This window comes from Cognatundibacterium luofuense (genome assembly GCF_018139685.1).
Lineage (GTDB): Bacteria > Pseudomonadota > Gammaproteobacteria > Burkholderiales > Burkholderiaceae_D > Undibacterium > Undibacterium luofuense.
This window is the reverse complement of sequence record NZ_JAGSPN010000005.1, coordinates 46,824-69,881: the sequence shown is the minus strand read 5'-3', so window position 1 is coordinate 69,881 and position 23,058 is coordinate 46,824. Positions and strand designations below refer to the sequence as shown.

Annotated in this window: 23 protein-coding genes; 10 read left to right on the top strand and 13 right to left on the bottom strand. The window is 53.4% G+C overall.

What is annotated here, in order from left to right; genetic code table 11:
* The first annotated feature begins 48 nt into the window (after window positions 1-48).
* Window positions 49-2,064, top strand: coding sequence for an NADPH-dependent 2,4-dienoyl-CoA reductase (locus KDM89_RS08455; protein ID WP_212687514.1), 2,016 nt, complete (start codon window positions 49-51; stop codon window positions 2,062-2,064).
* A 117-nt stretch (window positions 2,065-2,181) separates the two neighbouring features.
* Here the strand turns inward: KDM89_RS08455 and KDM89_RS08450 are convergent, their stop codons facing one another.
* Window positions 2,182-2,622 carry a DUF4755 domain-containing protein gene (locus tag KDM89_RS08450; protein ID WP_212687513.1) on the bottom strand — a complete coding sequence of 147 codons (441 nt, stop codon included), beginning with the start codon at window positions 2,620-2,622 and terminating at the stop codon, window positions 2,182-2,184.
* A gap of 668 nt (window positions 2,623-3,290) precedes the next feature.
* On the opposite strand from KDM89_RS08450, the gene KDM89_RS08445 reads away from it, so the two are divergent.
* Window positions 3,291-3,821: a hypothetical protein gene (locus tag KDM89_RS08445; protein WP_212687512.1), complete on the top strand. Its 531-nt coding sequence runs from the start codon at window positions 3,291-3,293 to the stop codon at window positions 3,819-3,821.
* Window positions 3,822-3,889: 68 nt separating this feature from the next.
* Here KDM89_RS08445 and KDM89_RS08440 read toward each other — a convergent pair whose 3' ends face one another.
* Complete coding sequence (locus tag KDM89_RS08440; RefSeq protein ID WP_212687511.1) at window positions 3,890-5,170, bottom strand: MFS transporter; 1,281 nt, start codon at window positions 5,168-5,170, stop codon at window positions 3,890-3,892.
* 399 nt (window positions 5,171-5,569) lie between these two features.
* Between KDM89_RS08440 and KDM89_RS08435 the strand changes: the two genes are divergently transcribed.
* Window positions 5,570-5,992: a hypothetical protein gene (locus KDM89_RS08435; protein ID WP_212687510.1), complete on the top strand. Its 423-nt coding sequence runs from the start codon at window positions 5,570-5,572 to the stop codon at window positions 5,990-5,992.
* Window positions 5,993-6,267: 275 nt separating this feature from the next.
* On the opposite strand, the gene KDM89_RS08430 is transcribed toward KDM89_RS08435, so the two are convergent.
* From KDM89_RS08430 to KDM89_RS08400, 7 genes are read right to left on the bottom strand one after another with little or no spacing between them, the layout of a single operon-like run.
* Window positions 6,268-6,726 (bottom strand): nuclear transport factor 2 family protein, encoded by a 459-nt coding sequence (locus tag KDM89_RS08430; protein ID WP_212687509.1) that lies wholly within the window; start codon window positions 6,724-6,726, stop codon window positions 6,268-6,270.
* Complete coding sequence (locus tag KDM89_RS08425; RefSeq protein WP_212687508.1) at window positions 6,723-7,490, bottom strand: SDR family NAD(P)-dependent oxidoreductase; 768 nt, start codon at window positions 7,488-7,490, stop codon at window positions 6,723-6,725. The genes KDM89_RS08430 and KDM89_RS08425 overlap by 4 nt, the downstream gene beginning before the upstream one ends.
* Before the next feature lie 3 nt (window positions 7,491-7,493).
* Window positions 7,494-8,063 (bottom strand): DUF3833 domain-containing protein, encoded by a 570-nt coding sequence (locus tag KDM89_RS08420; RefSeq protein ID WP_212687507.1) that lies wholly within the window; start codon window positions 8,061-8,063, stop codon window positions 7,494-7,496.
* A 10-nt stretch (window positions 8,064-8,073) separates the two neighbouring features.
* Window positions 8,074-8,625, bottom strand: coding sequence for a chalcone isomerase family protein (locus tag KDM89_RS08415; protein WP_212687506.1), 552 nt, complete (start codon window positions 8,623-8,625; stop codon window positions 8,074-8,076).
* On the bottom strand, window positions 8,622-9,866 hold the full coding sequence (locus KDM89_RS08410; protein ID WP_212687505.1) for an SAM-dependent methyltransferase: 1,245 nt from the start codon (window positions 9,864-9,866) through the stop codon (window positions 8,622-8,624). The genes KDM89_RS08415 and KDM89_RS08410 overlap by 4 nt, the downstream gene beginning before the upstream one ends.
* A complete protein-coding gene (locus KDM89_RS08405) occupies window positions 9,863-10,639 on the bottom strand; it encodes a DUF1365 domain-containing protein (protein ID WP_212687504.1) in 777 nt (258 codons plus the stop codon). Before KDM89_RS08405 ends, KDM89_RS08410 begins: the two co-directional genes overlap by 4 nt.
* An 8-nt stretch (window positions 10,640-10,647) precedes the next feature.
* Window positions 10,648-11,940 carry an NAD(P)/FAD-dependent oxidoreductase gene (locus KDM89_RS08400; protein ID WP_212687503.1) on the bottom strand — a complete coding sequence of 431 codons (1,293 nt, stop codon included), beginning with the start codon at window positions 11,938-11,940 and terminating at the stop codon, window positions 10,648-10,650.
* A gap of 152 nt (window positions 11,941-12,092) precedes the next feature.
* Here KDM89_RS08400 and KDM89_RS08395 point away from each other — a divergent pair, with 152 nt between their 5' ends.
* Window positions 12,093-12,728 (top strand): TetR/AcrR family transcriptional regulator, encoded by a 636-nt coding sequence (locus KDM89_RS08395; protein WP_212687502.1) that lies wholly within the window; start codon window positions 12,093-12,095, stop codon window positions 12,726-12,728.
* Between the two features lie 96 nt (window positions 12,729-12,824).
* Here KDM89_RS08395 and KDM89_RS08390 read toward each other — a convergent pair whose 3' ends face one another.
* Complete coding sequence (locus KDM89_RS08390; RefSeq protein ID WP_212687501.1) at window positions 12,825-13,379, bottom strand: glutathione peroxidase; 555 nt, start codon at window positions 13,377-13,379, stop codon at window positions 12,825-12,827.
* Window positions 13,380-13,649: 270 nt separating this feature from the next.
* Here KDM89_RS08390 and KDM89_RS08385 point away from each other — a divergent pair, with 270 nt between their 5' ends.
* The 5 genes from KDM89_RS08385 to KDM89_RS08365 are packed head-to-tail and all read left to right on the top strand — an operon-like array spanning window position 13,650 to window position 18,462.
* Window positions 13,650-14,654, top strand: coding sequence for a sulfate ABC transporter substrate-binding protein (locus KDM89_RS08385; RefSeq protein ID WP_212687500.1), 1,005 nt, complete (start codon window positions 13,650-13,652; stop codon window positions 14,652-14,654).
* Between the two features lie 29 nt (window positions 14,655-14,683).
* On the top strand, window positions 14,684-15,544 hold the full coding sequence (gene cysT / locus KDM89_RS08380) for a sulfate ABC transporter permease subunit CysT (RefSeq protein WP_212687499.1): 861 nt from the start codon (window positions 14,684-14,686) through the stop codon (window positions 15,542-15,544).
* The gene (cysW, locus tag KDM89_RS08375) at window positions 15,541-16,428 is read left to right on the top strand and encodes a sulfate ABC transporter permease subunit CysW (RefSeq protein WP_212687498.1); all 888 of its coding nucleotides are present in this window, start codon (window positions 15,541-15,543) and stop codon (window positions 16,426-16,428) included. The genes cysT and cysW overlap by 4 nt, the downstream gene beginning before the upstream one ends.
* 10 nt (window positions 16,429-16,438) lie before the next feature.
* Entirely contained in the window at window positions 16,439-17,509 is a 1,071-nt protein-coding gene (locus KDM89_RS08370) for a sulfate/molybdate ABC transporter ATP-binding protein (protein WP_212687497.1), read from the top strand.
* Window positions 17,510-17,523: 14 nt separating this feature from the next.
* Window positions 17,524-18,462, top strand: coding sequence for a CysB family HTH-type transcriptional regulator (locus KDM89_RS08365; protein WP_212687496.1), 939 nt, complete (start codon window positions 17,524-17,526; stop codon window positions 18,460-18,462).
* 134 nt (window positions 18,463-18,596) lie between these two features.
* On the opposite strand, the gene KDM89_RS08360 is transcribed toward KDM89_RS08365, so the two are convergent.
* Window positions 18,597-19,001 carry a VOC family protein gene (locus KDM89_RS08360; protein ID WP_212687495.1) on the bottom strand — a complete coding sequence of 135 codons (405 nt, stop codon included), beginning with the start codon at window positions 18,999-19,001 and terminating at the stop codon, window positions 18,597-18,599.
* 375 nt (window positions 19,002-19,376) lie between these two features.
* Between KDM89_RS08360 and rfaE2 the strand changes: the two genes are divergently transcribed.
* Entirely contained in the window at window positions 19,377-19,865 is a 489-nt protein-coding gene (gene rfaE2 / locus KDM89_RS08355) for a D-glycero-beta-D-manno-heptose 1-phosphate adenylyltransferase (RefSeq protein WP_212687494.1), read from the top strand.
* On the opposite strand, the gene KDM89_RS08350 is transcribed toward rfaE2, so the two are convergent.
* Window positions 19,834-22,548 (bottom strand): putative bifunctional diguanylate cyclase/phosphodiesterase, encoded by a 2,715-nt coding sequence (locus KDM89_RS08350; protein ID WP_212687493.1) that lies wholly within the window; start codon window positions 22,546-22,548, stop codon window positions 19,834-19,836. The two genes, rfaE2 and KDM89_RS08350, sit on opposite strands and share 32 nt — an antisense overlap.
* A gap of 34 nt (window positions 22,549-22,582) precedes the next feature.
* Entirely contained in the window at window positions 22,583-23,053 is a 471-nt protein-coding gene (gene trmL, locus KDM89_RS08345; RefSeq protein ID WP_212687492.1) for a tRNA (uridine(34)/cytosine(34)/5-carboxymethylaminomethyluridine(34)-2'-O)-methyltransferase TrmL, read from the bottom strand.
* Window positions 23,054-23,058 lie beyond the last annotated feature (5 nt).

Here is a 23,058-nt window from a genome sequence, read left to right as displayed (position 1 = left end):
AGGGCTTTGGCTATGCTGCGCTGAAATCATCTGATAAAGGAAAGAATCATGGCATTTTATCCACATCTGACCCAGCCGCTGGATCTGGGTTTCACTACCCTGAAAAACCGTCTGCTGATGGGCTCGATGCACGTCGGGCTGGAAGAAGTGGATAACGGTTTCGAGCGCATGGCCGCGTTTTACGCAGAACGCGCACGCGGCGGCGTGGCACTGATGGTGACCGGCGGTATTGCGCCGAACGAACGCGGTCGTCCTATGCACGGCGGCGCGATGCTGACCACCGAAGCCGAAGCTGTGCATCACAAAATCGTCACCGATGCAGTACACGCTGCCGGTGGCAAAATCGCGATGCAGATTCTGCACTTTGGCCGTTATTCGTATCAGCCGAATCTGGTGGCACCGAGCGCAATCAAAGCGCCGATCAACCCGTTCAAACCGCATGCACTGACTACCGAAGAAGTCGAACAAACCATTGCAGACTTCGTGCGCTGCGCGACACTGGCGAAACAAGCCGGATACGACGGCGTCGAAATCATGGGTTCCGAAGGTTACCTGATCAATGAATTCATCGCGGCGCGCACCAATCAGCGCGAAGATGAATGGGGCGGCAGCTATGAAAACCGTATCCGCTTCCCGCTGGAAATCGTGCGCCGTACCCGCGAAGCGGTCGGCAAAGAATTCATCATTATTTATCGCCTGTCGATGCTGGATCTGGTCGAAGGCGGCTCCACCCGTGATGAAGTAATTCAGTTAGCCAAAGCCGTAGAACAAGCCGGAGCAACGCTGCTGAATACCGGCATCGGCTGGCATGAAGCGCGTATCCCGACCATCGCCACCAAAGTACCGCGTGCCGCATTTGCATGGGTCACGCAGGGCGTGCGTGAGCATGTATCGATTCCGGTGATCGCGACCAACCGTATCAACACGCCGGAAGTGGCGGAAGACTTGCTGGCCAAAGGCGCGTGCGACATGGTGTCGATGGCACGTCCGCTGCTGGCCGATCCGCAATTCATGCTGAAAGCAGAACAAGGCCGCGCTGATGAAATCAATACCTGTATCGGCTGTAATCAGGCTTGTCTGGACCACACTTTTGGCGGCAAGCTGACTTCCTGTCTGGTCAATCCGCGTGCCTGCCACGAAACTGAAATCAGCGATCAGCCGGTCAGCTCCCCGAAAAAAATCGCCGTGGTTGGCGCAGGTCCTGCCGGTCTGGCATTCGCTACCACCGCAGCACGTCGCGGCCATCAGGTCACGCTGTTCGATGCTGCCTCTGAAACCGGTGGCCAGTTCAATGTTGCAAAACAAGTGCCGGGCAAAGAAGAGTTTTACGAAACCATCCGCTATTTCAATAAACAAATTCAGTTAACCGGCGTGAAGCTGGAACTGGGTAGAAAAGTCAGCGCAGAAGATCTGCAAGAGTTTGATGAAGTGGCACTGGCAACCGGCATCACGCCACGCCTGCCGGAAATCGAAGGCATACAGCACGCCAAAGTGCTCGGCTATCTGGATGTGCTGCGCGATAAAAAGCCAGTCGGCAAATCCGTTGCGATTATCGGTGCCGGTGGCATCGGCTTCGACACCGCAGAATACCTGTGCCACAGCGGCACGTCCGCCAGCCTTGATCCGGTCAAATTCTTTGCGGAATGGGGCGTGGATACCGAATACCGCCACGCAGGCGGCCTGCGCGAAGCAGAAATCGAAGCACCGGCACGTCAGGTATTTTTGCTGCAGCGTAAAACGTCTAAAGTGGGTGACGGCCTCGGCAAAACTACAGGCTGGATACACCGCACCGGCCTCAAAAACCGTGGCGTACACATGATCGCCGGTGTCACTTACCGCCGTATCGACGACGCTGGCCTGCACATCACCGTTGATGGTCAGGAACAAGTGCTGCCTGTCGATAACGTGATCATCTGCGCCGGACAGGAACCGAACCGCGCCCTGCAGCAAGGTTTGCTGGACGCCGGTAAAACCGTTCACCTGATCGGCGGCGCCGACGTTGCCGCTGAACTGGATGCAAAACGCGCCATCAATCAGGGTGTACGTCTGGCGGCAGTGATCTGAGCGACGCAAAGCACGGACTGAAGCCTCACAAACAAAACGCCCCGGTATGCTGATACATACCGGGGCGTTTAGTTACCGCGCTTCGAATAAAACCCGATTCGCAAAGTATTTTCTTCGTTACTGATCACTCACTTCCTGACGCAGTATTTCCATCCAGCGTGCTAACTCTTTTTCCGAATAAATCTTGATATGCCATTTTGGCTGATCCACATCTTTCACCATAATAAAAAGCCCGGTTTCTGCTTTTGATCTCGCGTTCTGAGCCAGTTGCTGCGCTGTGCCCGCCAGACCAGTGCCACCAGCATAAGTAACCGGTGTGAAGTTGGTGGAAAATTCTCTGATATCGTCAGCAGTATAGGATTTACTGACGCCGTTCTCACTCAGCACAATACTGCCGTCTGCGCGAATCGCGATCCCGCTGTTATTTTGATAGACCGAGTATTTCGCAGTGCCGACAAGCTCATTAAAGCTTTTTTCATCGTTTTTACTGGCTTTTTTCTTTTTGAAGAATTTCAGATAAACAAAAACACCTACCGCGATAACAAATATAAGTTCCATTTTTTCCCCCGGAAAAACAGTCAGACTTCATGAATGCCAGCAAAGAAGCGGATTCTGCGCACAGCAAAGCGAAACAGCATATAAGCTTGTTGAGCAGACGGCAATCAGGATGGTGTTGAAACTCGCCGAATTTTTTATTAAATCGCCAGTTTTGCGTGAAATTGCAGCCTTTCTGCGACTCAGGACTCAGTTCATCAGTGGCGCGAGTAGCAGCGAGCGAACGATGGACTCGGGATGGCATGTGCGGGGTTTGTTGTCAGGTGATGAAACGGAATAGTCTCCGTGCTGATTTTCTTCGCTTACAGTGTGCAAATATCGTCATTCCCCTTTCCGCTAAGCCCGGACTTTCTGCCGACGACCGCCTGGTAGCTGTGCAGAAATCCGCATTTGAGCCGTTTTTCGGGGCTTTCAGGCAGGTTCGGGCACCCACGGACATTCCGCAGACAGGTTGCTTGTGAAGAAAGGGGAAAATTCAGGCTGAAGTTCAATGAACATGACAGAGATGCATTTACCTGTGCTGCCTCAGAAAACGATATCTTTCGCATGTCTGGATTTTTCTGGCTCGCAGAAGAGCAGGTTGATTCAGGGCGACGTTGGTTGTAACTGTAGTCCTATGATCGTATTCCAAAAATCAAAAATTGTTTATTTTGTAAAAAATAAACATTAAAATGCAATTTTTATATTTTTCTGTCCGTGCCACTTTTTACGAAACGAAAAAATCTTTTATGAGACTTTATATTCTTTTGTTGGTCGTACTGATCGCAGCCTGCAGTAAGACTGAACGCAAATATGAAATCATTATTACAAGCGAAGATCAAAGTCCGCCTGATTCCCGCATTGAAAAATTTCATGATTACCTGAGCCGGAATCGTTGTAATGAGCTGTATCCGGCGAACGATAAGAAACCGGATAATCAGGAAGCGAAGCCGATAATAATTGACATTTGTGAGTTCACCAGTAGTAAGCTCGGCCCGGTCATTGCGACAAAAGAGATCGGAACAAAGACGAAAATTAGCCGTGAAGGCACATTTCATACACTGCGATATGAAACATCCTTCCGCTCAGGTAAGGGTACAGAAAGCTTCACATTTCAGAAGAAGGATAATCAGGAGGAACTGGTTGCATATCAACTTGAATCAAAAGAACTCAATATCAGCTACAGTTCTTCATCTGCATTGACTAAAAAGTCAGATTCATAAGAGCTTGCCTAACGGCTGGCATCATCACCGGAACCGCGAAACAGCGTCGCGTTCCGGCACAGAAAAGATCAGCGGGACTGGCGGCGTTGTTGCCACAGCAGGGTGAAGCCGATCAGCACGCCGAGGATGCTGAGGCTGCAGACGTAGTAGGCGGGGGCGAGGCGTTCGGTTTTCAGCCACAGCGATACCATCAGCGGCGTCAGGCCGCCGAAGATCGCATAAGCTACGTTATACGAGAACGACAGGCCAGTGAAGCGCACCACAGCCGGAAACGCATTCACCATCACATACGGCACAGCACCGACGATGCCGACCGCCAGACCAGCCAGCGCATAGTTCAGATACAGCGTGGAAGGATCGGCCAGCACGCCGTTGTAGAAGTGCCAGACCACGCCACCGAGCAGGCTGCTGCCCGCGATGAAGGTCCAGCCTGCGCCGAGGCTGTCGATAATGCGGCCTGCCAGTATGCAACCGATAGTCAGTGCAATTGTCGCAATCGAATTCGCTTTCAGCGTGACAGCCGCAGCCAGTCCCAGTTGCTTTTGCAGATAGGCAGGTGTCATCAGAATCACCACCACAATCGCGGCGGATAACAACCATGTCAGCGCCATCGACATCAGCACGGCAGACTTGTGTTCGCGCAGCACTTTTTTCAGCGGCAGTTCGGCAGCCAGATGCTTGCGCTCCTGCATTTCCTGAAACACCGGCGTTTCATGCAGCCAGCGGCGCAGATACATCGCCACAAAACCGAAAATACCGCCGGTGATAAACGGAATCCGCCACGCCCACGCGCGGATTTCTTCCGCGCTGAAGCTGGTATTGATCGCCGTCGCCATCAGCGAACCGAGCAGAATACCGGCAGTCAGGCCGGAGGTTAAGGTGCCGCAGGCAAAGCCGGTGCGCTGCGCCGGTACGTGTTCCGACACAAACACCCATGCACCCGGCACTTCGCCGCCAATCGCCGCGCCCTGCAAAATGCGCAGGGCCAGCAAGGCCACCGGCGCCGCAATGCCCAGCGTGGCGTAGGTCGGCAACAAGCCCATCGCCAGCGTCGGCAGCGCCATCAGAATAATGCTGAGCGTGAACATGCGTTTGCGACCGAGCAGATCACCAAAGTGCGCCATGATGATGCCACCGAGCGGACGCGCCAGATAACCGGCCGCAAAAATGCCGAAGGTCTGCACCTGCTTTAACCAGTCCGGCATGTCCGGCGGAAAAAACAGTTCACCGATGACCACGGTGAAAAATACAAAAATAATGAAATCGTAAAATTCCAGCGCCCCGCCTAATGCGGCCAGCGCCAGTGTTTTGAAATCCTGCCGGTTCAGCGGCCGGTTACTCACTGCCATTGCTAGTCTCCTGGTTGATCCGCGCCTTGTCGTCAGACGCATACGGACAGCATAAAGGCAGATTTGGTGAAATGGCAATTGCGGCAAGCCACAAAATGCGTGGAGAGGGGGATTTTTGGCTGGATTTGTAGGGGGGATCAGTTATGTCCGGTACGGACGATACGAAAAGCTTGGGAATTCGTCACAACCGTTCTCGCAATAGGAAAAGACCAGCTCTAAGTTTCGATGTAGCGCTGTAAGCGAGGTTAAAATCGTGATCTGACACTGATCACAGTTTCGCTCACACCATACGTCGGGATCAGGGAACTTATCAAGGATGTCAAAGACGGTTGCCTTAAATGTTTCAGCGCTCGGCCGGGGATAGTCGCATTGGCGGTCGAGTATAACATTGGATATAAATTGATGAATGAAGACTTTAAAGCGGTTTCATCGCTACTTGCTAACTTGCAAGGGGAAAAATTTGATAATGAATTTGAGTTTTTAATTAAGATAATTAAAAAAGGAACCCTGGATGATGAACCAGATTTGCTTATGTCTGTATTGGCTGAGCTGGCCGATCATCAATGGAATACGTACGAGCTTTTGCCTAATGCAATAAGAACGGATCTTGGTGAGTCAATTATAAAAGTATGGAATAGAAATTCTTTGGATTCGACGGAGAAGTTGGTGGGTATTGTCGCTAAATTGGGATTGGGCAAGGCGTTGTCATATTTGACTTTGGCGGCCAAGGAAATATCTAATTCGGATGTTAGGCAAGAAATTGCGTCTGCGGTCATCGAGTTTTCTGAAAGTGTCGACGATCCATATTCCGGATTGAAATAGTTAAAGCAAATACTGCTGAGATCGTTGGACCTTACTCATTATTGACTGTCAAGCCGGGGGTAAGTCCCAAAATCCATAAATAAAAAACAATATAATTTATAGAAAACTACGTTGCCTCACACTATGTGCACACAAATATTTCTTGTCTGGTTTTTTTAATTTCGCTTTACCAAGATCGCCTTGCTGACACTGAAGGCATAACATTTGAACTTTCCTTTTTATTGAAATGGATATGCTGAAATAACTTTACTCCTACAGAGCTTCGGACGTTGCCGTTACTGATTCGCCGTGCGGCGCAGCCAGCGCATCAGGTGGCGCAGGACGGGGAGTTTTTCGTAGAGTTCTTCGGCGGCGTCCCAGTAATCGCGGTGCATGCTGACTTTGCCGTCGCTGTCGAAACGGAAATGGGTGACGCCGCGTACGCATTGTTCTTCATTGCTGAAGCGGCGGAAGCGGAAGATGAATTCCCAGCACAGAAAGGCCTGATCGCCTTGCAATACGGTATTGGTGACGATAAAGCGTGGCGCTTCGACTTGCACAAACATGTGTGCAAAGATTTTTTTAACCGCTTCCACGCCGCGCACTTCATTGAACGGGTCTTTGAAGTAGGCGTCGGCGCTGTATATGTCCGGAATACGCTGCACGCTGTCGGGGCTGATGGTTTCAAAGAATTGCACCAGTTGTTGCAGACTGTGCTGACAGCTTTGTTCCGTTGCGTGCGCGTTGTTATTCATAGTCCGGTGAATTTGTGGATCAGATAAAAGTAGCCGCGATACGGTAACAGGCGCGCAAAACGCAGCCAGTTGGTAAAGCGGCGCGGAAAGTGAATATGAAATTCACCGTTCATGATGCCACGAATCAGGGCGGTGGCGGCTTGCGGTGGTGTCATTAAGGCAGGCATCGTGAATTTATTTACCGATGTCATCGGTGTATCCACAAAGCCGGGATTAATCATATACACCGCAACGCCTTTTGCATGTAAATCAAAATATAAAGATTCACACAGGTTGATCAGTGCCGCTTTGCTCGGGCCGTAAGCCAGTGCATCCGGCAAACCGGATAAACCGGCGACCGAACCCACCACACCAATGCCACCGGATTGCTGTTTCAGAAAAACCGGCAGAACATTGTCCAGTACCTGATACACGCCTTTCAGGTTCACATCGATGGTTTGCTGCGCTGCCTGCAGATCAAAAGTTTCGGCGCGCATAGGGTGATAAGTGCCGGACACAATCAGCACCAGATCATAGCCGCCCCATTGCGCCAGTAGTTCTGCATTCGCTTGTTGCAGGGTGGCGTTGTCGGTGATGTCTGCTTCCAGTACCAGCGCATCATGGCAGCTGGCGGCCACCTGCTCCAGCAGTGTTTTACGGCGTGCGGATAAAGCCAGCTTCGCGCCTTGCGCGCTCAGTTGTTTGGCGGTTTCCGCGCCAATGCCGCTGGAGGCACCGATGATCCAGACACGTTTACCGCGCCAGTCAGTCACTGGGGTGTTCATGATTTATCCCTGACGTTTGCGGAACGATAAAGTGACGGTGCCGAGCTGGACGCCGAACTTGCTCATCACAGCGCGGTTCAGCATCACTTGCTGATCCATCAGCACCATCACATCATCCATATTCACATTGATGATGCGTCCATCCACCGGCAAGGCCAGTACATAGCGCAGATGCAGCGTGTTACCGGCTACTTCACCCTGCGCTTCGCCGACTACATCTGCAGCGGTGCCTGTCAGTTTGCCATCGCCGGTTTTTTTCAGGGTCCAGATACGGGTTTGCTTGGTGCCGTCGCTGTACGTGAAATACTCATTCAGCGTGCCGGTATCGCCATTCCACTGGCAATCCATTTCTACGGTAAAGCGTTTGACGATGTCGCCGGAGCGATCCTGAAACATGCCCCAGGCATCCAGCTTGCCGTTGAAATAGTTTTCCACCTGTAATACCGGGCGTTCATTGTTGTAGCGGGAAATATCCATGGTGCTGGCACAAGAAGAGAGCAGGGCTGCTGTCAGCAGGCCGGTGAAAGTACGCACAGCAATGCTGCGCAAACGCGGTACAGAGCGAAACATCATGATCTCCTGATCAGCGTGGTTTGCCGGTCAGCTGCGCGCGCAGTGCCGGTACAGAGCTACGGTTATCCAGCCAGATGCCGAAGAACAGACGTGCAAATTCCGGATCGCGGATTTCACCGAGTGGCTGATCGTTCAGAAAAAAACGTGCGCCTTCACCCGGTAAATGCACACCGGTAATGCGGGTATTTTCTTCAACATCGGGAAACATGGCCTGCATTTGCTGCAGCCAGCGTTGCTGCTGTTCCGGCTTCAGTTTTTCCAGTTTTTGCATTTCTTCGATACTGACTTCGGCGATTTTTTTGCCGGACAAATGCCGCGCGTAACGCAGTTCCAGCGCGAAACGCTGAGTCAGTCCCTGCCATTCCTGCGTAGTGCTCCACAGCGTCGCATCAAAAATCTTTAAACCAAACCAGCGGTGCGTACCCTGACCAAGCAAAAACGGCTGGCGCAATTCGGTGTTGACTGCCGCCGGTGCCGGTGGTTGCGCCGCCAGCGCAGCATGCAGCGGCGACAGCGCTACACAGGCAGCAATCGCAAACTGGCAGAACAGAGCGGGTTTCATGGTTTTCTCAGTGTGAACTGGGCAACGCTGATGTTGCCGGAACGGAAGCCCGCTTCGCAGTACACCAGATAAAATTCCCAGGTGCGGATGAAGGCATCATCAAAACCCTGCGCGCGCACCTGCGGCAATTGCTGCAGGAATTGCTGACGCCACAAATGCAGGGTTGTTGCATAGTCCTGACCAAAGCTGAAGGTATTGCAGACTTCCAGTCCGTGCTGTTGTGCCATCGCGTGAAAGCGTTCTATCGATGGCAGCATGCCGCCCGGGAAAATGTATTGCTGAATAAAGTCGGTGCCGCTGCGGTAACGTTCGAACAGGCGTTCATCAATTACGATGCTTTGAATGCAGGCACGTGCGCCGGATTTCAGATTGCGTTTCAGGCAGGCGAAATAATCATTCCAGTATTCTTCGCCCACCGCTTCAAACATTTCTATCGATGCGATGCCATCGTAAGCACCGGCGGTATCGCGGTAATCCTGCAAACGTAAATCTGCCTGCGCGCCGAGTCCGGCTTGTGCCAGACGTTTGCGCGCATAGGCCAGTTGTTCTGTCGAGAGTGTCAAACCGGTGACCTGTGCGCCGCCTTCGCGCGCTGCCAGTTCTGCAAAACCGCCCCAGCCACAGCCGATTTCCAGTACGCTGGCTCCGGCAGGTAATTGCAGTTCCTGCAGAATGCGGCGGTATTTTCTGTCTTGTGCCGTCGTCAGATCTTCTTCGGCAGCTGGATCAAAAATCGCGCTCGAATACGTCATCGATGTATCCAGCCACAGGCGGTAAAACGCATTGCCGATATCGTAATGCGCATGAATATTTTTGCGGCTGCCACTACGCGAATTACGGTTCAGCAGGTGGCGTATGCGATACAGCAAACTGCCCCACCAGCTGCCGTAAATCACTTGTTCCAGTGCTTCACGGTTGCGTGTCACCAGTTCCAGCAGGCTGACCGGATTCGGGCTGTGCCAGTGTCCGGCGATGTAACTTTCGGCGAAGCCGATATCGCCTGAACGCAGAACGGAACGGATCACTGACCAGTCACGCAAATGCAGTACGGCGTGCAGACCTTGCTCCGTCAGTTGTCCGAAAGTGGCGCTCTGACCATCTGGGAAATGCAGCGTCAGACAGCCTTCGTGCAAACGCGCCAGATGCTTGAGAACGGTAGCAACACCGGTCGGAAAAGCGCGGGTATCGAGACTGGACAGGCTGTCATCGTTAGATGGCATCGTTGGTGACAAAGTGTTCATCGGCTGACCTCTTGAGACGGCGGAAGGGGTTTAGTGAAGAAAGGAACGCGCTTAATCCATAAACGCAAAGCTTGCCAGTGGATACGCCAGACGACGGCCAGCGTCATCAGCGGATAGCGCGCGAAAACCTGCAGAATGCGGCGGTCGCTCATCGCATGTTCTTGTCCGGAAACGCTGGTGGTAATGAGCGGACCGGCAACATCATCGTATTCAATCCGCGCTGCAACCCGTGCATCCTGTTCGCGGCGGATAAAACGGAAGCGGTACTGGCCGGTGGTTTCACAAAACGGCGAGACATGGAAAATTTTGCGTGCCTGCAATTGCACGCCATTGCCCAGTGGCTGCTCATCTGCCAGCAGATAAATGTGTTTTTCGCCGAAGGTGTTATTCACTTCGCAGATCACTGCGCGCAGCGCACCGTCGGCACGGTGACAAAACCAGAATGAAACCGGATTAAACACATAACCAAGCACACGCGGAAAGCATTGCAGCGTGATTTCGCCGTCGGCATCGTGAATTCCGTTGGCATGCAGAATCTGATCTGCCCATGCGCTGAGACGGCCTTTACCATCCGCATGGTCTTTCATGTGAAATGCCAGCAAATTAAAACGGTTCACGGAAAACCAGCGGAAGCGGCTTTGCGGTTGTTGCTCCAGTGCTCTGAGCTGCAGACGCAAAAAGAACACGCCGTAACGGAATGCATTCACCGCCGGACGCAAACGCTTATGCATGACGGTGCCGGTACAAATCTGAACAGGAAACGCAGATTCCATGATTATCCTTATGCAGCGTCTGCCCAGCTTTGCTCTGCCAGCATTTGCTGCAAAATGCCCTGCGCCACTTTTAAACCAGATTTCAGGCCATCTTCATGGAAGCCGTAGCCAGTCCATGCACCGGCGAACCACAGGCGGCGCTGACCCTGAATACGGTTCAGTTGCTGCTGTGCTGCAACTGCTGCCTGGTCAAATACAGGATGGGCGTAATCGTAGCTGGCAATGATTTTATCTTTGGCGATTTCCGAGACCGGATTCAGCGTCACAATCACCGGCGTGCTGCATGGTAAAGGCTGCAGCTGGTTCAGCAGATAATGCACGCAGACACGTGGTTCGGCACCGCCTTCACTCTGATAATTCCATGCCGACCATGCTTTCTGACGGGCTGGCAGTACCGAGGCGTCGGTATGCAATACCGCCACATTCGGCTGATAACGGACGGCACTCAGAATCGCAGATTCTTCTGTGGTTGCACCTTCCAGCAAACGCAGTGTCTGGTCGCTATGGCAGGCAAATACGACCTGATCAAACACTTCACTGCCTGCATCAGTCTGCACTTCCGGCAGACCACCGGCGCCGATACGCACCGCGCGTACCGGTGTGTTTAGGCAGGTTTGCGGAATCGCCTGCAGAATTTTTTCCACATACTGACGCGCACCGCCGCGCACCGTGCGCCATTGCGGACGATCCGTGATTTGCAGCAGGCCGTGGTTATGGCAGAAGGTGGCAAACGAAGCAACCGGAAATGCCATCATGGTTTCAGTCGGACATGACCAGATGCAGGCTGCCATCGGCAGCAGATACCACTGACGGAATTCATGGCTGTAATCGAAGCGGTCCAGAAACTGACCCAGCGGCATTTGCCAGTCTTCCAGATTCTGACTTTTCGCCAGATCCGTGGTTTGTTTGTTGAAGCGCAGAATATCGCGCAGCATGCGCCAGAAACCGGGGCGCAGCAGATTGCTGCGCTGGGCAAACACGGTATCCAGATTGGTGCCCGACCATTCAAGTGCTTTGCCGTCCGGGCCGGGCATGCTGACCGAAAACGACATGTCGGTATTTACCGTGTCGATTTGCAAATCCTGAAACAGGCGCACCAGATTCGGGTAGGTATGGTGATTGAACACCAGAAACCCCGTGTCCACGCCGAAGCGGTGACCATCGACATCGACATCAACGGTATGGGTATGCCCGCCGAAATAGTCATTGGCTTCAAACAGGCAGACATCCTGTTTGCTTTTTGCCAGCTGGTAGGCGGCGGAGAGTCCGGCGATGCCGGAACCGATTACAGCGATTCTCATGGCGTTTTCCTGTGGGGTTCAGTGTTCAGATCACGGCGCAAGCTTTTTCTGGAAAAACCGGCGATCTGGGATAAAATATGACTGTTGATTCAAAATGTGACTCATCAGTCACAAAATATACTACAAAGTTTTTATTTGTGCTGGAAAAAATTGTGAAGATACGGATTCCCTTTAAAAAACAACAATTTGATGCGCGCGAAGAAGCGATCATCGATGCCGTTAACCGTCTTTTGTCAGAAAAAGGTTACGACCTGATGACGATGGATGATGTGGCGGATGCGGTCGGCATTGCGAAGGGAAGTCTGTACAAGCACTTCTCTTCCAAAGACAAACTGGCCGCTGCTGCGCTGATACGTCTGCTGAATGCAACGATGGCGGAACTGGAAACGTTGCCGGACACCATGCCGGAAATCGAGAAGATCCGCCATATCCTGACCTGGTCGCTGAAATTGCGTCTGGAAGGCGGTGTCCCGCATCTGCCATCGACCAGTCTGACCCTGCAACGCAGCCTGATGCTGAATCTGGAATACATCACGCTGGCTCTGAAAATGCATAAGCGTTTCCATGCGATGGTGGCAAAAGCCCGTGAGCAGGGTGCGCTGACGCCGCTGGTGCCGGATGATGTGCTGGTCTACACCCTGTATTCACGTGCCTGCGATCCGACCGTGGATTTTCTGTTGCGAGATAAACGCATGAGCCACGAGCAAATCGTGACTGCGATGGTGCATGCAACGCTGGGCGGATTTTTGTCGGAACAGGCCAGAACGGCTGCACAGGCTGCTGCCTGACTCTGAAAGCCGCACACGGTAAGCTGTCATGTAAAAAAAGCCTGAAACCGTTATGGCTTCAGGCTTTTTGTTTTTGCCTCAGTGATGCTGAGATGATTACTGCGCCAGTGCTTTGTCGATATCGCTGAGCAGTTTTTTATCGTCCGGTGTAGTCATGCTGGAATAAGCTGCCAGCACTTTACCGTTGCGGTCGATCAGATATTTGTAGAAATTCCATTTCGGTGTAGTACCGGTGGCTTTTACCAGCTCGGCGTACAGCGGATTGATGTCTTTGCCGCTGACCGAGGATTTGGCAAACATCGGGAATTTCACGCCGTAGGTATTGAAGCAGAAATCCGCGATTTCCTTGCTGCTGCCCGGTTCCTGTTTGCCGAAATCATTGGACGGGAAACCCAGAATCACCAGACCCTTATCCTGCAAACGGGCATACAGCTTTTCCAGACCTTCATACTGTTTGGTGAAACCGCAATAGCTGGCGGTGTTGACTACCAGTGCCACTTTTCCTTTGTACTGACACAGGTTTTGCGGTGCATCGTCCTGCAGACGGTTAAAACTGTGGTTCAGAACTGCAGGGCAGGAAGCTGCATCGTCGGCCAGTGCCGGTAAGGCGACGGCCTGCATCAGGCCAAGTGCCAAAAGCCATTTTTTCATGTTTCGCTCCGGAGATAACGGAATACACAGTCATGCTGACCGCGTGCGGCAATTGCCTGCTGTCAGCGCCGCTGCGCAGTGTAGCTGAGCGTCATTATTTTTGCAGAGACTGTTAAAAAACTTATTTTTCAGATAATTAAATCACTTAAATCAATCGGAAATTACCCTCTATATTCGTTTTTTGAATATAGAACGAAAAAATACTTCGTTTTCAGGTATAAAAAGCATGGATATGCTTACTTCATTATTCGATAACCAAATGAGGAAAGCATGTCTGTACATAAGTGGATTGCAGTAGCACTGCTGGCGTTTTCCGGCACAGTAGCCCAGGCGGCGGAAGTACGCTTGCTGAACGTATCGTATGACCCTACCCGTGAACTGTATCAGGATGTGAATAAAGCCTTCGCCCGTCAGTGGCAGGCAAGTTCCGGTGATACTGTGACCATCAAACAATCGCACGGCGGTTCCGGCAAACAGGCGCGAGCCGTGATCGATGGTCTGGATGCCGATGTCGTCACACTGGCGCTGGCTTATGACACGGATGCGCTGGCAGAGCGCGGCTTGCTGGCGAAAGACTGGCAAAAACGTTTTCCTCATAATGCATCGCCTTACACATCAACCATCGTGTTTCTGGTGCGCAAAGGCAATCCTAAGCAAATCCGCGACTGGAATGATCTGGTCAAACCAGGCGTGGCTGTGATTACGCCAAACCCGAAAACTTCCGGCGGTGCGCGCTGGAACCATCTGGCAGCCTATGCCTATGCCCTGCGTCAGCCGGGTGGCAATGAAGCGACTGCAAAAGATTTCCTGAGCCGTTTATACCGCAATGTACCGGTGCTGGATTCCGGCGCACGTGGTGCAACCACTACCTTTGTAGAGCGCGGCATCGGCGATGTGTTGCTGGCATGGGAAAACGAAGCCTTGCTGGCGATCCGTGAACTTGGCCCGGATAAAGTGGAAATCGTGGTGCCATCGATCAGTATTCTGGCGGAGCCTGCAGTGGCTGTGGTTGATAAGGTGGTGGACAAGCGCGGTACCCGCAAAGTAGCGCAAGCCTATCTGCAATATCTGTACACAGATGAAGCGCAGGATCTGATCGCAAAGCATTACTACCGTCCGACCACCGAAAAAGCAGCCAAAAAATACGCCGCACAGTTCCCGAAACTGAAACTGGTGACGGTGGATGACACTTTCGGCGGCTGGACAACAGCGCAGAAAACCCATTTCGCAGACGGCGGTTTATTCGATCAGATTTACCAGCCGGGTCAGCGCTGATTTTGTCGCCCGTGTGAGATGAGGTTCCCATGCTGAGTTCTGTTTTTTCTTCTGCGCCACGACGACGTCAGGTGATACCGGGATTTTCCTTGTCACTGGGATTTACGGTGGTGTACCTGAGTCTGATTGTGTTGATTCCTTTGTCTGCCGTATTTCTGAAAACACTGGGACTCAGCTGGGATCAGTTTGTCGCCACGGTAACTTCTGATCGTGTGATGGCATCGTATCGACTGACTTTCGGTGCCTCGTTTCTGGCAGCGATTACCAACGGTATTTTCGGGCTGATCGTGGCCTGGGTACTGGTGCGTTACCCGTTTCCCGGTAAGCGTGTGCTGGACGCGCTGGTGGATTTGCCATTCGCACTGCCAACCGCCGTGGCTGGCATCACACTGGCAACTCTGTATGCGCCGCAAGGCTGGCTGGGTCAGTGGCTGACACCGCTGGGTATCAAGGTCGCATTCACGCCGCTGGGTGTCTGGGTTGCGCTGACGTTTATCGGTTTGCCGTTTGTGGTGCGTACCGTACAACCGGTACTGGAAGAAACTGAAAAAGAACTGGAAGAAGCGGCGCTGAGTCTGGGTGCGAGTCACTGGCAAACCTTTGTGCGCGTGATTTTCCCGACCATTCTGCCAGCGTGGCTGACCGGTTTTGCGATGGCGTTTGCACGTGCCACCGGTGAGTACGGATCGGTGATTTTTATCGCGGGCAATATGCCCATGGTTTCTGAAATCACACCCTTATTTATTATTACGAAACTGGAGCAGTACGATTACGCCGGTGCTACAGCGATTGCGGTGGTGATGCTGAGTATTTCGTTTGTACTGTTGCTCACGATTAATCTGCTGCAGGCATGGGCGCGTCGTCGTCAGACCGGAGGGAAATTCGCATGACACAGACTGCTGTTTTATCTGCTGCGCCGGCCGTCACGGTGGTGCGCAGTCCAGCCACGACCGAGCCGCGCTGGGTGCGCATTGTATTGCTGAGCGTGGCAGCCTTATTTCTGACTTTATTTTTATTGATTCCGCTGGCTGCCGTGTTTGCTGAAGCACTGGCGAAGGGTTGGCGAGTGTATCTGGAATCGATCACGGAACCGGATGCCTTGTCGGCGATTCGCTTAACGCTGATCGCTGCCGGTATTTCCGTGCCGCTGAATCTGGTGTTCGGTGTGGCGGCGGCGTGGGCAATTGCGAAATTTCAGTTCCGTGGCAAAAGTATTTTACTGACGCTGATTGATTTGCCGTTCTCTGTATCGCCGGTGATTTCCGGTCTGATTTATGTATTGCTGTTCGGCGCGCAGGGCTGGTTTGGCGAGTGGTTGCGGGAACACGATATCCGCATTTTGTTTGCAGTACCGGGCATTGTACTGGCAACGCTGTTCGTGACCTTTCCGTTTGTGGCACGCGAACTGATTCCGCTGATGCAGGCGCAGGGTACAGAGGAGGAAGAAGCCGCGCTGGTGCTTGGTGCATCCGGCTGGCAAACCTTCTTCCGCGTCACGCTGCCGAATGTGAAATGGGGCTTGCTGTACGGCGTGATTCTGAGCAATGCGCGCGCAATGGGCGAGTTCGGTGCAGTGTCTGTGGTCTCCGGTCATATCCGTGGCGAGACTAACACCATGCCCTTGCAAGTCGAAATTTTGTACAACGAATATAACTTTGCTGCGGCTTTTGCAGTGGCTTCGCTGCTGACTTTGCTGGCCTTACTGACGCTGGCGCTGAAAGCGATTGCCGACTGGCGCAGCCAGCACCCTGCGCATACGCACCGTGCATCCTGAGGAGAAGAAAATGAGTATTGCTGTAAGCGGATTGCAAAAACGATTTGGCGGATTCACTGCGTTGCAGAATGTCGATCTGGAATTTGCGCAGGGTGAACTGACTGCTTTGCTCGGCCCTTCCGGCTGTGGCAAAACCACGCTGTTGCGCATCATCGCCGGTCTGGAAACCGCGGATGCAGGACAGGTGCTGATGCACGGTGAAGATGCGACCGGCCGCCATGTGCGCGAACGTCAGGTTGGTTTCGTGTTCCAGCATTATGCGCTGTTCAAGCACATGACGATTTTTGAAAATGTGGCTTTCGGTCTGCGTGTGATGGATAAAAAACGCCGCCCTTCTGAAAACGAGATCCGCGCGCGCGTGATGAAGTTGCTGGAACTGGTGCAGCTGGACTGGCTGGCAGACCGCTATCCGCCGCAGTTGTCCGGTGGTCAGCGTCAGCGTATTGCCTTGGCCCGTGCGCTGGCAGTGGAGCCAAAAGTATTGCTGCTGGATGAACCATTTGGTGCGCTCGATGCCAAAGTGCGTAAAGAATTGCGCCGCTGGCTGCGCCGTCTGCATGATGAATTGCACGTGACCAGTATTTTCGTGACACATGATCAGGAAGAAGCGCTGGAAGTTGCAGACCGTGTGGTGCTGATGAATCACGGTAAAGTGGAGCAGACCGGTACGCCACAGCAAGTGTATCAGCAGCCGGCAACACCGTTTGTGCTGAATTTCCTCGGTCAGATTAACCGCTTCTCCGGTCGTTTACATGAAGGTCAGCTGGATCTGGGTGGCCTGCGTATCGCCGCGCCGGAATTCAGCGATCTGCGTGATGCCAGCGGCACGGCGTATGTGCGTCCGTATGAGCTGAGCGTGGAACGTTATTCGCCGGGCATTGAAGGATTGCTGGTACAGTTGCGCCGTATTCACGGCACCGGCCCGCTGGCGCAGCTGGAACTGGAAAGAGATGATAATAACCAGCTGATTGAAGCCACCATCAGCAGCGAGCGTTTGCAGCATCTGAATTTAAAAACCGGAGAAACCCTGATTGTTCGTCCGCAGCACTACCGTGTGTTTGCCGATCAGCAGGCCGCCTGAAAAGGAAGCATCGTATGAATTTTCAACAGTTACGTTCCGTGCGCGAAACTTCGCGCCGTGGTTTTAATCTGACCGAAGTGGCGAATGTGCTGTTCACTTCGCAACCCGGTGTCAGTCGCCAGATTCGTGAGCTCGAAGAAGAACTGGGCGTCGATATTTTTGAGCGCAACGGTAAGCGTCTGACCGGTCTGACTGAACCGGGTAAATCTATCCTGCCTATCATCGAGCGTTTGCTGGTGGAAGCAGAAAACCTGCAACGCGCCGGTGATGAATTCTCGGATCAGACACGCGGCACTTTGTCGATTGCCACCACCCATACGCAGGCGCGTTATGTGTTGCCGGAGGTGGTGCAGCAATTCCGTGGCAGCTATCCGGACGTGCGCATCGCTCTGCAGCAGAGTTCGCCGGAACATATTGCGGAATGGGTGTTGTCGGGCAAAGCAGACATCGGCATCGCGACCGAAGGCTTATCGCAGTTTAAGGATCTGGTGTCATTTGCCTGCTATGAATGGAACCATATGATTGTGGTGCCGGAAGATCATCCGCTGCTGAATCAGCATGTGCTGACGCTGGAAGAACTGGCCCGTTATCCGCTGATTACTTACGATCAGGGTTTTACCGGTCGTAGTCATATCGATGCCGCGTTTTCTCATGCTGGTCTGCGTCCCGATATCGTGCTGACCGCGATGGATTCGGACGTGATTCAGCAGTATGTATCGCTGGGTCTGGGGGTGGGTATTATCGCTTCGATGGCAGCGGAATCCGGTCGCAGCTTTGGTTTGCGCACGCTGTACGGCAAGCATTTGTTCACGCCGAATGTGACGCGGCTGGCGGTACGTCGCGGCACGTATCTGCGTACTTACATTCTGGATTTCATCCGCGCCTTTGCGCCGAGTCTGAGCGTCGATGCGATTCGTGAAGCCGTGATGGCACCGGAGGAACAGTCTGAATAAGCGCTGGCATAACCATCGGAATTCAGGAAGAATCACAGCGGCCTGCGTGCTGATCGCAGGTATCCAAGCAGAACAACACAAAGCAGTGCAAGCCCTTACAGGGGCTTGCACTGTTTTGTTTTTCAGGATTCTGCTTATTCGCAGTTCACCATCCACGGTACGCCGAACTGATCGGTCAGCATGCCGAAACGTCTGGCCCAGAAAGTTTCTGCCAGCGGCATACCAATCACCGCATTTTCTGACATCGCCGCGAAAATGCGTTCGGCTTCAGCCGGATCAGAAGTATTGATACTCAGCGAAAAACCTGCCAGTTTTTCGGGCGCACATTCACCACCGGCGTCCGATCCCATCAGCAACATGTCGCCGACACGTGCGCGCATATGCATGATTTTGTCGCCCCAGCCCGGCGGACACTGCGCTTCCATTGGTGAGCCCGCATAGCGGTGCTGCTCCATGATTTCACCACCCAGGTGCTTCACATAAAATGCGAAAGCGGCTTCGCAATTGCCGGAAAAACTCAGATAAGCATTCAGATGCATGACGGTCTCCTTAAACCGGTGGAAAGGGGCGGCCTGCGGTTCTCCGCAGTCCGGCAGACGAGATGAACTTCCGGCAGTCTGCCTCAGACCGGCATCAAAGAACAGGAAATTTCATGCTGCACTGAACATGTCGTTGTGCAATATTCGTCATTTGGCGAAAAACAGGCAGGCCGGAGCGCCAGTGTTGATGCGGACGTCCGTAAAAAACGTGATTTTTTTGTGCCGGAGTCCGCATTTGAGGCGATTTTCAGCCATTTCCGGCCTGTCGCGGCACGTGAACACCTGACCAGCTGTGCCCGGCGCTGCGGCTGCTGTGGGCGGCGGGGCAGGGTGTACAATACGCGCCTCTTTTGACCTGCAATGGATGAGGGCAGTATGGCCAGTTTCGAACAAAAAATCAGTGACCGCGCCAGTCTGGCAGAACGCGTTGCCGCGCTGCCGCGTCCGGTGGTGATGACCAATGGTGTGTTTGATCTGCTGCACCGCGGACACGTCACGTATCTGGATGAAGCGCGCCGTCTGGGCGCATCACTGGTGGTCGCGGTAAATACCGATGCCTCGGTGCGTCGTCTGGGTAAAGGTGATGACCGTCCGGTCAACACCTGTGAGGACCGTTTAGCAGTGCTGGCGGCGCTGGAATCGGTCAGTCTGGTAGTGCCGTTTGAAGAAGATACGGCGCTGGAAGCTGTACTGCAGGCAAAGCCCGATGTGTATGTGAAAGGCGGCGATTATCAGATGGATGCGATCCCGGAAGGGCAGGCGGTGCTGGCCTACGGCGGACAAGTTGCAGCGATCGCGTTTGAACACGACCGCTCCACCACCCGCATTCTGGCTAAGGTACGCATGCACAGCAAGGCAGACTGAGAAAATCTGCTGCCGCCGAGGGCTTACCGTACAGGTAGCCCTGCGCAAAATCACAACCCGCCTCACGCAGCAAATCCGCCTGCTCAGGGGTTTCGACCCCTTCCGCAATCACATTCAGCCCCAGTTTGTGCGCCATCATAATAATCGCTTCACACAGCGCATGATCGCTGTTATCGCGTCGCAAATTACGTACAAAAGACTGATCGATTTTGAGGAAATCAATATCAAATTTTTTCAGATAAGACAGCGATGAATAGCCGGTTCCGAAATCATCAATCGCCACCTGCACACCGGCCGCGCTGAACTCCAGCAAACGCTGTACCACTTTTTCACTGGCATCCAGCAACAAACCTTCAGTGATTTCAATCGTGATTGCCTGTCCCGGTAATTGCTGTGCCTCCATCGCTTCCAGCCAGCGCTGATAACGGGCCGGATCAGACTGAAATTCCACCGGCGACTGATTGATGCTGATCTGAAATTCCGGGTCCAGCGTTTGCCGCCACTGCGCGACTTGCTGCAGCGCCTGATCGAATACAAAATCACCGATGGCCGTAATCTGACCACTGCTTTCTGCCAGCGGAATAAATTCCAGCGGACTGATCCAGCCTTTCTGCGGATGCTGCCAGCGTATCAGCGCTTCGGCCTTCACGGCTTTACCGGTTTGTAACGCCACAATCGGCTGATACACCACATGCAGTTGCTGCTCCTGCAGTGCGTAGCGCAAATCATTACTCAGACGCATGCGGGCCAGCGCAGCAGTCTGCAGGCTGGGCGTGAAAAAGCTGTAACGGTTGCGTCCGCTGGACTTGGCCGCATACATCGCCTGATCTGCCTGTTTGATCAGATCATTGACGGTTTGCGCATCCTCCGGAAAGCGCGTGATGCCGATACTGGCAGATAAATAAATCGTCTCACCGCCGATGTGGAAAGGTGCGCTCATGCTGGAAATCATGGCGGCCGCAATCTGTTGGGTGCGTTGCGGGTCAGCCAGACTACGCAGTATCACCATGAATTCATCACCGCCAAGACGCGCCACCATATCTTTACGGCTGACGCATGCCGCGAGCCGCGCTGCGGCTTCCTGCAATAAGCGGTCACCGGCGGCGTGGCCGAGCGTATCGTTCACTTCTTTAAAGTAATCCAGATCAATGAACAGCACGGCAAACCGGTTGCGGCGCTGCTTGCGGTGCGCCAGCATTTTTTCCAGCTGGTCATACAGCATGCGCCGGTTTGGCAAAGATGTCAGCGTATCGAAATGTGCCTGTTGCCAGATCAGGGCTTCCGCCTGTTTGCGTTCGGTAATATCGGTGACCGTACCCAGCATGCGTACAGGTTGCTGATCCGCACCCCATTCCACCACCGCACCTACCGACATAATCCAGACCCAGTGCCCCTCTGCGTGGCGCTGGCGGAATTCGGCACGGTATTCCGGTGCTTTGCCGCTCACATAATGACGGAAAGCCCGTTCGGAATTACGGAAATCGCCCGGATGCAGCCTCGCAATCCAGTTCTCACGATTCTCTACAAAATCCTGATGTGCGTAACCCAGCATTTGCGCGTATTCCGCACTGACGACAGCGCTGCCATAGCGTAAATCCAGATCGTAGGTACCCTGATGTGTGGCGGATAAGGCCATCCGTAAGCGCTCTTCGCCTTCACGCAGCGCAACTTCAGCATGTTTACGCTCAGAGATATCAGTATGTGTACCGACCACGCGCAGCGGTTTGCCTTCAGCATCGCGCTCCAGCACCATGCCGCGTGTCAGTACCCATTTCCAGCTGCCGTCTTTACTCTGTACCCGGTGTTCGTTGATGTACATCGGCGTCTGGCCGGAAAAATGCGTCTCGCGGGCTGCGCGCATTTCCGCCAGATCATCCGGGTGCGTACGGCGGTCCAGTTCTTCCGGATCGTTTTCCAGATCTGCACGGTCATAACCGTAAATTGCCAGCAGACGGTCAGATAAATATTCGACACCGGCTTGCGGATACCAGTCCCATACGCCATCACCGGATACTTCAAGCGCACGCCGCCAGCGTTCTTCGGTATGCTGCATTGCCTGTACTGCCGCCTGATAGCGACTGATGTCGTGCACAATCATCAGCCGGTGACCATCCGCCGTCAGATCGGCAGCGGCTTCCAGTTGCAGAGTGCGTTCTTTCCAGGTCAGTCTTTGTTCGCGGCTGCCGGCAGCAACCGCCTGCATCAGTGGTCCCAGTTCACGCAGCAGTGCTGGCGGAAACACGGCTTCCCAGCGTTGCGGCAATGGCGGAACATCGCGCAACTGCAGCCAGCCGCGCAGGGTCTGATTCAGATGAAAGATGGTTTTCCCATCCAGTTCAATCATGCCCAGCGGCAGATGGTCTGAGAAGCAGCGTTCAGCAGAAGGCGCACCCAGCCATTCCATGCTGCCGTATATTTGTCCCTGTTGCAGACAGCCACCAATCAGACGCAGTTGCCCCTGCAAGCTGCTGCCGGAAGGAATCAGTGTGGTATCAAAACCTTCGTGTGCGGCATCGTGTATCAGCATCGTCCACTGACGGACAATGTCATCACCAAGCACCGACTGCAATTGCACCGGTGTGCAGGGCTGGTCCGGCGGTATTTGCAGCCAGCGCGCGCAGCCCGGTGACAGCGTGAACTGTTGCTGTGCTTGATGCCAGATCCAGATGCCGCTGATATTCAAGGTCAGACTCCGGGGAAGGGATTCAGGAAGGTTATCAGGCGCCACCGGCATAGCCGTTTTGCCGCCATGCCTCATACACCACAACCGCGACTGTATTCGATAAATTCAGGCTGCGGTTGCCTTCCCGCATCGGAAGACGGATACGTTGTTTTTCAGGGAAGGAATTGCGCAATTCCGGTGCCAGTCCGCGGGTTTCAGAACCAAATATAAAATAATCGCCGGACTGAAATGTTTGTTGCGCAAACGGTGAAGAGCCGTGTGTCGTCATCGCAAACATGCGGTCAGCCGCCGGTTTTTCGCTGTCCAGAAACGCTTGCCAGTTGCTGTGAACTTTCATGGTGGCATAGTCGTGGTAATCCAGACCCGCGCGTCGCATTTTGGCATCATCCAGCGGGAAACCGAGAGGTTCTATCAGATGCAGTTGCGCACCTGTATTCGCGCACAAACGGATGATGTTGCCGGTGTTCGGCGGGATTTCCGGTTCGACCAGAACGACGTGAAACATAATTC

Excerpts from the sequence above, each read along its gene's own strand:
- KDM89_RS08360 (WP_212687495.1), bottom strand. The coding sequence starts at position 19,001 with ATGCATCTGAATGCTTATCTGAGTTTTTCCGGCAATTGCGAAGCCGCT.
- KDM89_RS08420 (WP_212687507.1), bottom strand. The coding sequence starts at position 8,063 with ATGATGTTTCGCTCTGTACCGCGTTTGCGCAGCATTGCTGTGCGTACT.
- KDM89_RS08445 (WP_212687512.1), top strand. The coding sequence starts at position 3,291 with ATGCAATTTTTATATTTTTCTGTCCGTGCCACTTTTTACGAAACGAAA.
- KDM89_RS08440 (WP_212687511.1), bottom strand. The coding sequence starts at position 5,170 with ATGGCAGTGAGTAACCGGCCGCTGAACCGGCAGGATTTCAAAACACTG.
- KDM89_RS08370 (WP_212687497.1), top strand. The coding sequence starts at position 16,439 with ATGAGTATTGCTGTAAGCGGATTGCAAAAACGATTTGGCGGATTCACT.
- trmL (WP_212687492.1), bottom strand. The coding sequence starts at position 23,053 with ATGTTTCACGTCGTTCTGGTCGAACCGGAAATCCCGCCGAACACCGGC.
- KDM89_RS08410 (WP_212687505.1), bottom strand. The coding sequence starts at position 9,866 with ATGAACACTTTGTCACCAACGATGCCATCTAACGATGACAGCCTGTCC.
- KDM89_RS08425 (WP_212687508.1), bottom strand. The coding sequence starts at position 7,490 with ATGAACACCCCAGTGACTGACTGGCGCGGTAAACGTGTCTGGATCATC.
- cysW (WP_212687498.1), top strand. The coding sequence starts at position 15,541 with ATGACACAGACTGCTGTTTTATCTGCTGCGCCGGCCGTCACGGTGGTG.
- KDM89_RS08415 (WP_212687506.1), bottom strand. The coding sequence starts at position 8,625 with ATGAAACCCGCTCTGTTCTGCCAGTTTGCGATTGCTGCCTGTGTAGCG.
- KDM89_RS08405 (WP_212687504.1), bottom strand. The coding sequence starts at position 10,639 with ATGGAATCTGCGTTTCCTGTTCAGATTTGTACCGGCACCGTCATGCAT.
- cysT (WP_212687499.1), top strand. The coding sequence starts at position 14,684 with ATGCTGAGTTCTGTTTTTTCTTCTGCGCCACGACGACGTCAGGTGATA.
- KDM89_RS08390 (WP_212687501.1), bottom strand. The coding sequence starts at position 13,379 with ATGAAAAAATGGCTTTTGGCACTTGGCCTGATGCAGGCCGTCGCCTTA.
- KDM89_RS08450 (WP_212687513.1), bottom strand. The coding sequence starts at position 2,622 with ATGGAACTTATATTTGTTATCGCGGTAGGTGTTTTTGTTTATCTGAAA.
- KDM89_RS08385 (WP_212687500.1), top strand. The coding sequence starts at position 13,650 with ATGTCTGTACATAAGTGGATTGCAGTAGCACTGCTGGCGTTTTCCGGC.
- rfaE2 (WP_212687494.1), top strand. The coding sequence starts at position 19,377 with ATGGCCAGTTTCGAACAAAAAATCAGTGACCGCGCCAGTCTGGCAGAA.
- KDM89_RS08365 (WP_212687496.1), top strand. The coding sequence starts at position 17,524 with ATGAATTTTCAACAGTTACGTTCCGTGCGCGAAACTTCGCGCCGTGGT.
- KDM89_RS08400 (WP_212687503.1), bottom strand. The coding sequence starts at position 11,940 with ATGAGAATCGCTGTAATCGGTTCCGGCATCGCCGGACTCTCCGCCGCC.
- KDM89_RS08430 (WP_212687509.1), bottom strand. The coding sequence starts at position 6,726 with ATGAATAACAACGCGCACGCAACGGAACAAAGCTGTCAGCACAGTCTG.
- KDM89_RS08455 (WP_212687514.1), top strand. The coding sequence starts at position 49 with ATGGCATTTTATCCACATCTGACCCAGCCGCTGGATCTGGGTTTCACT.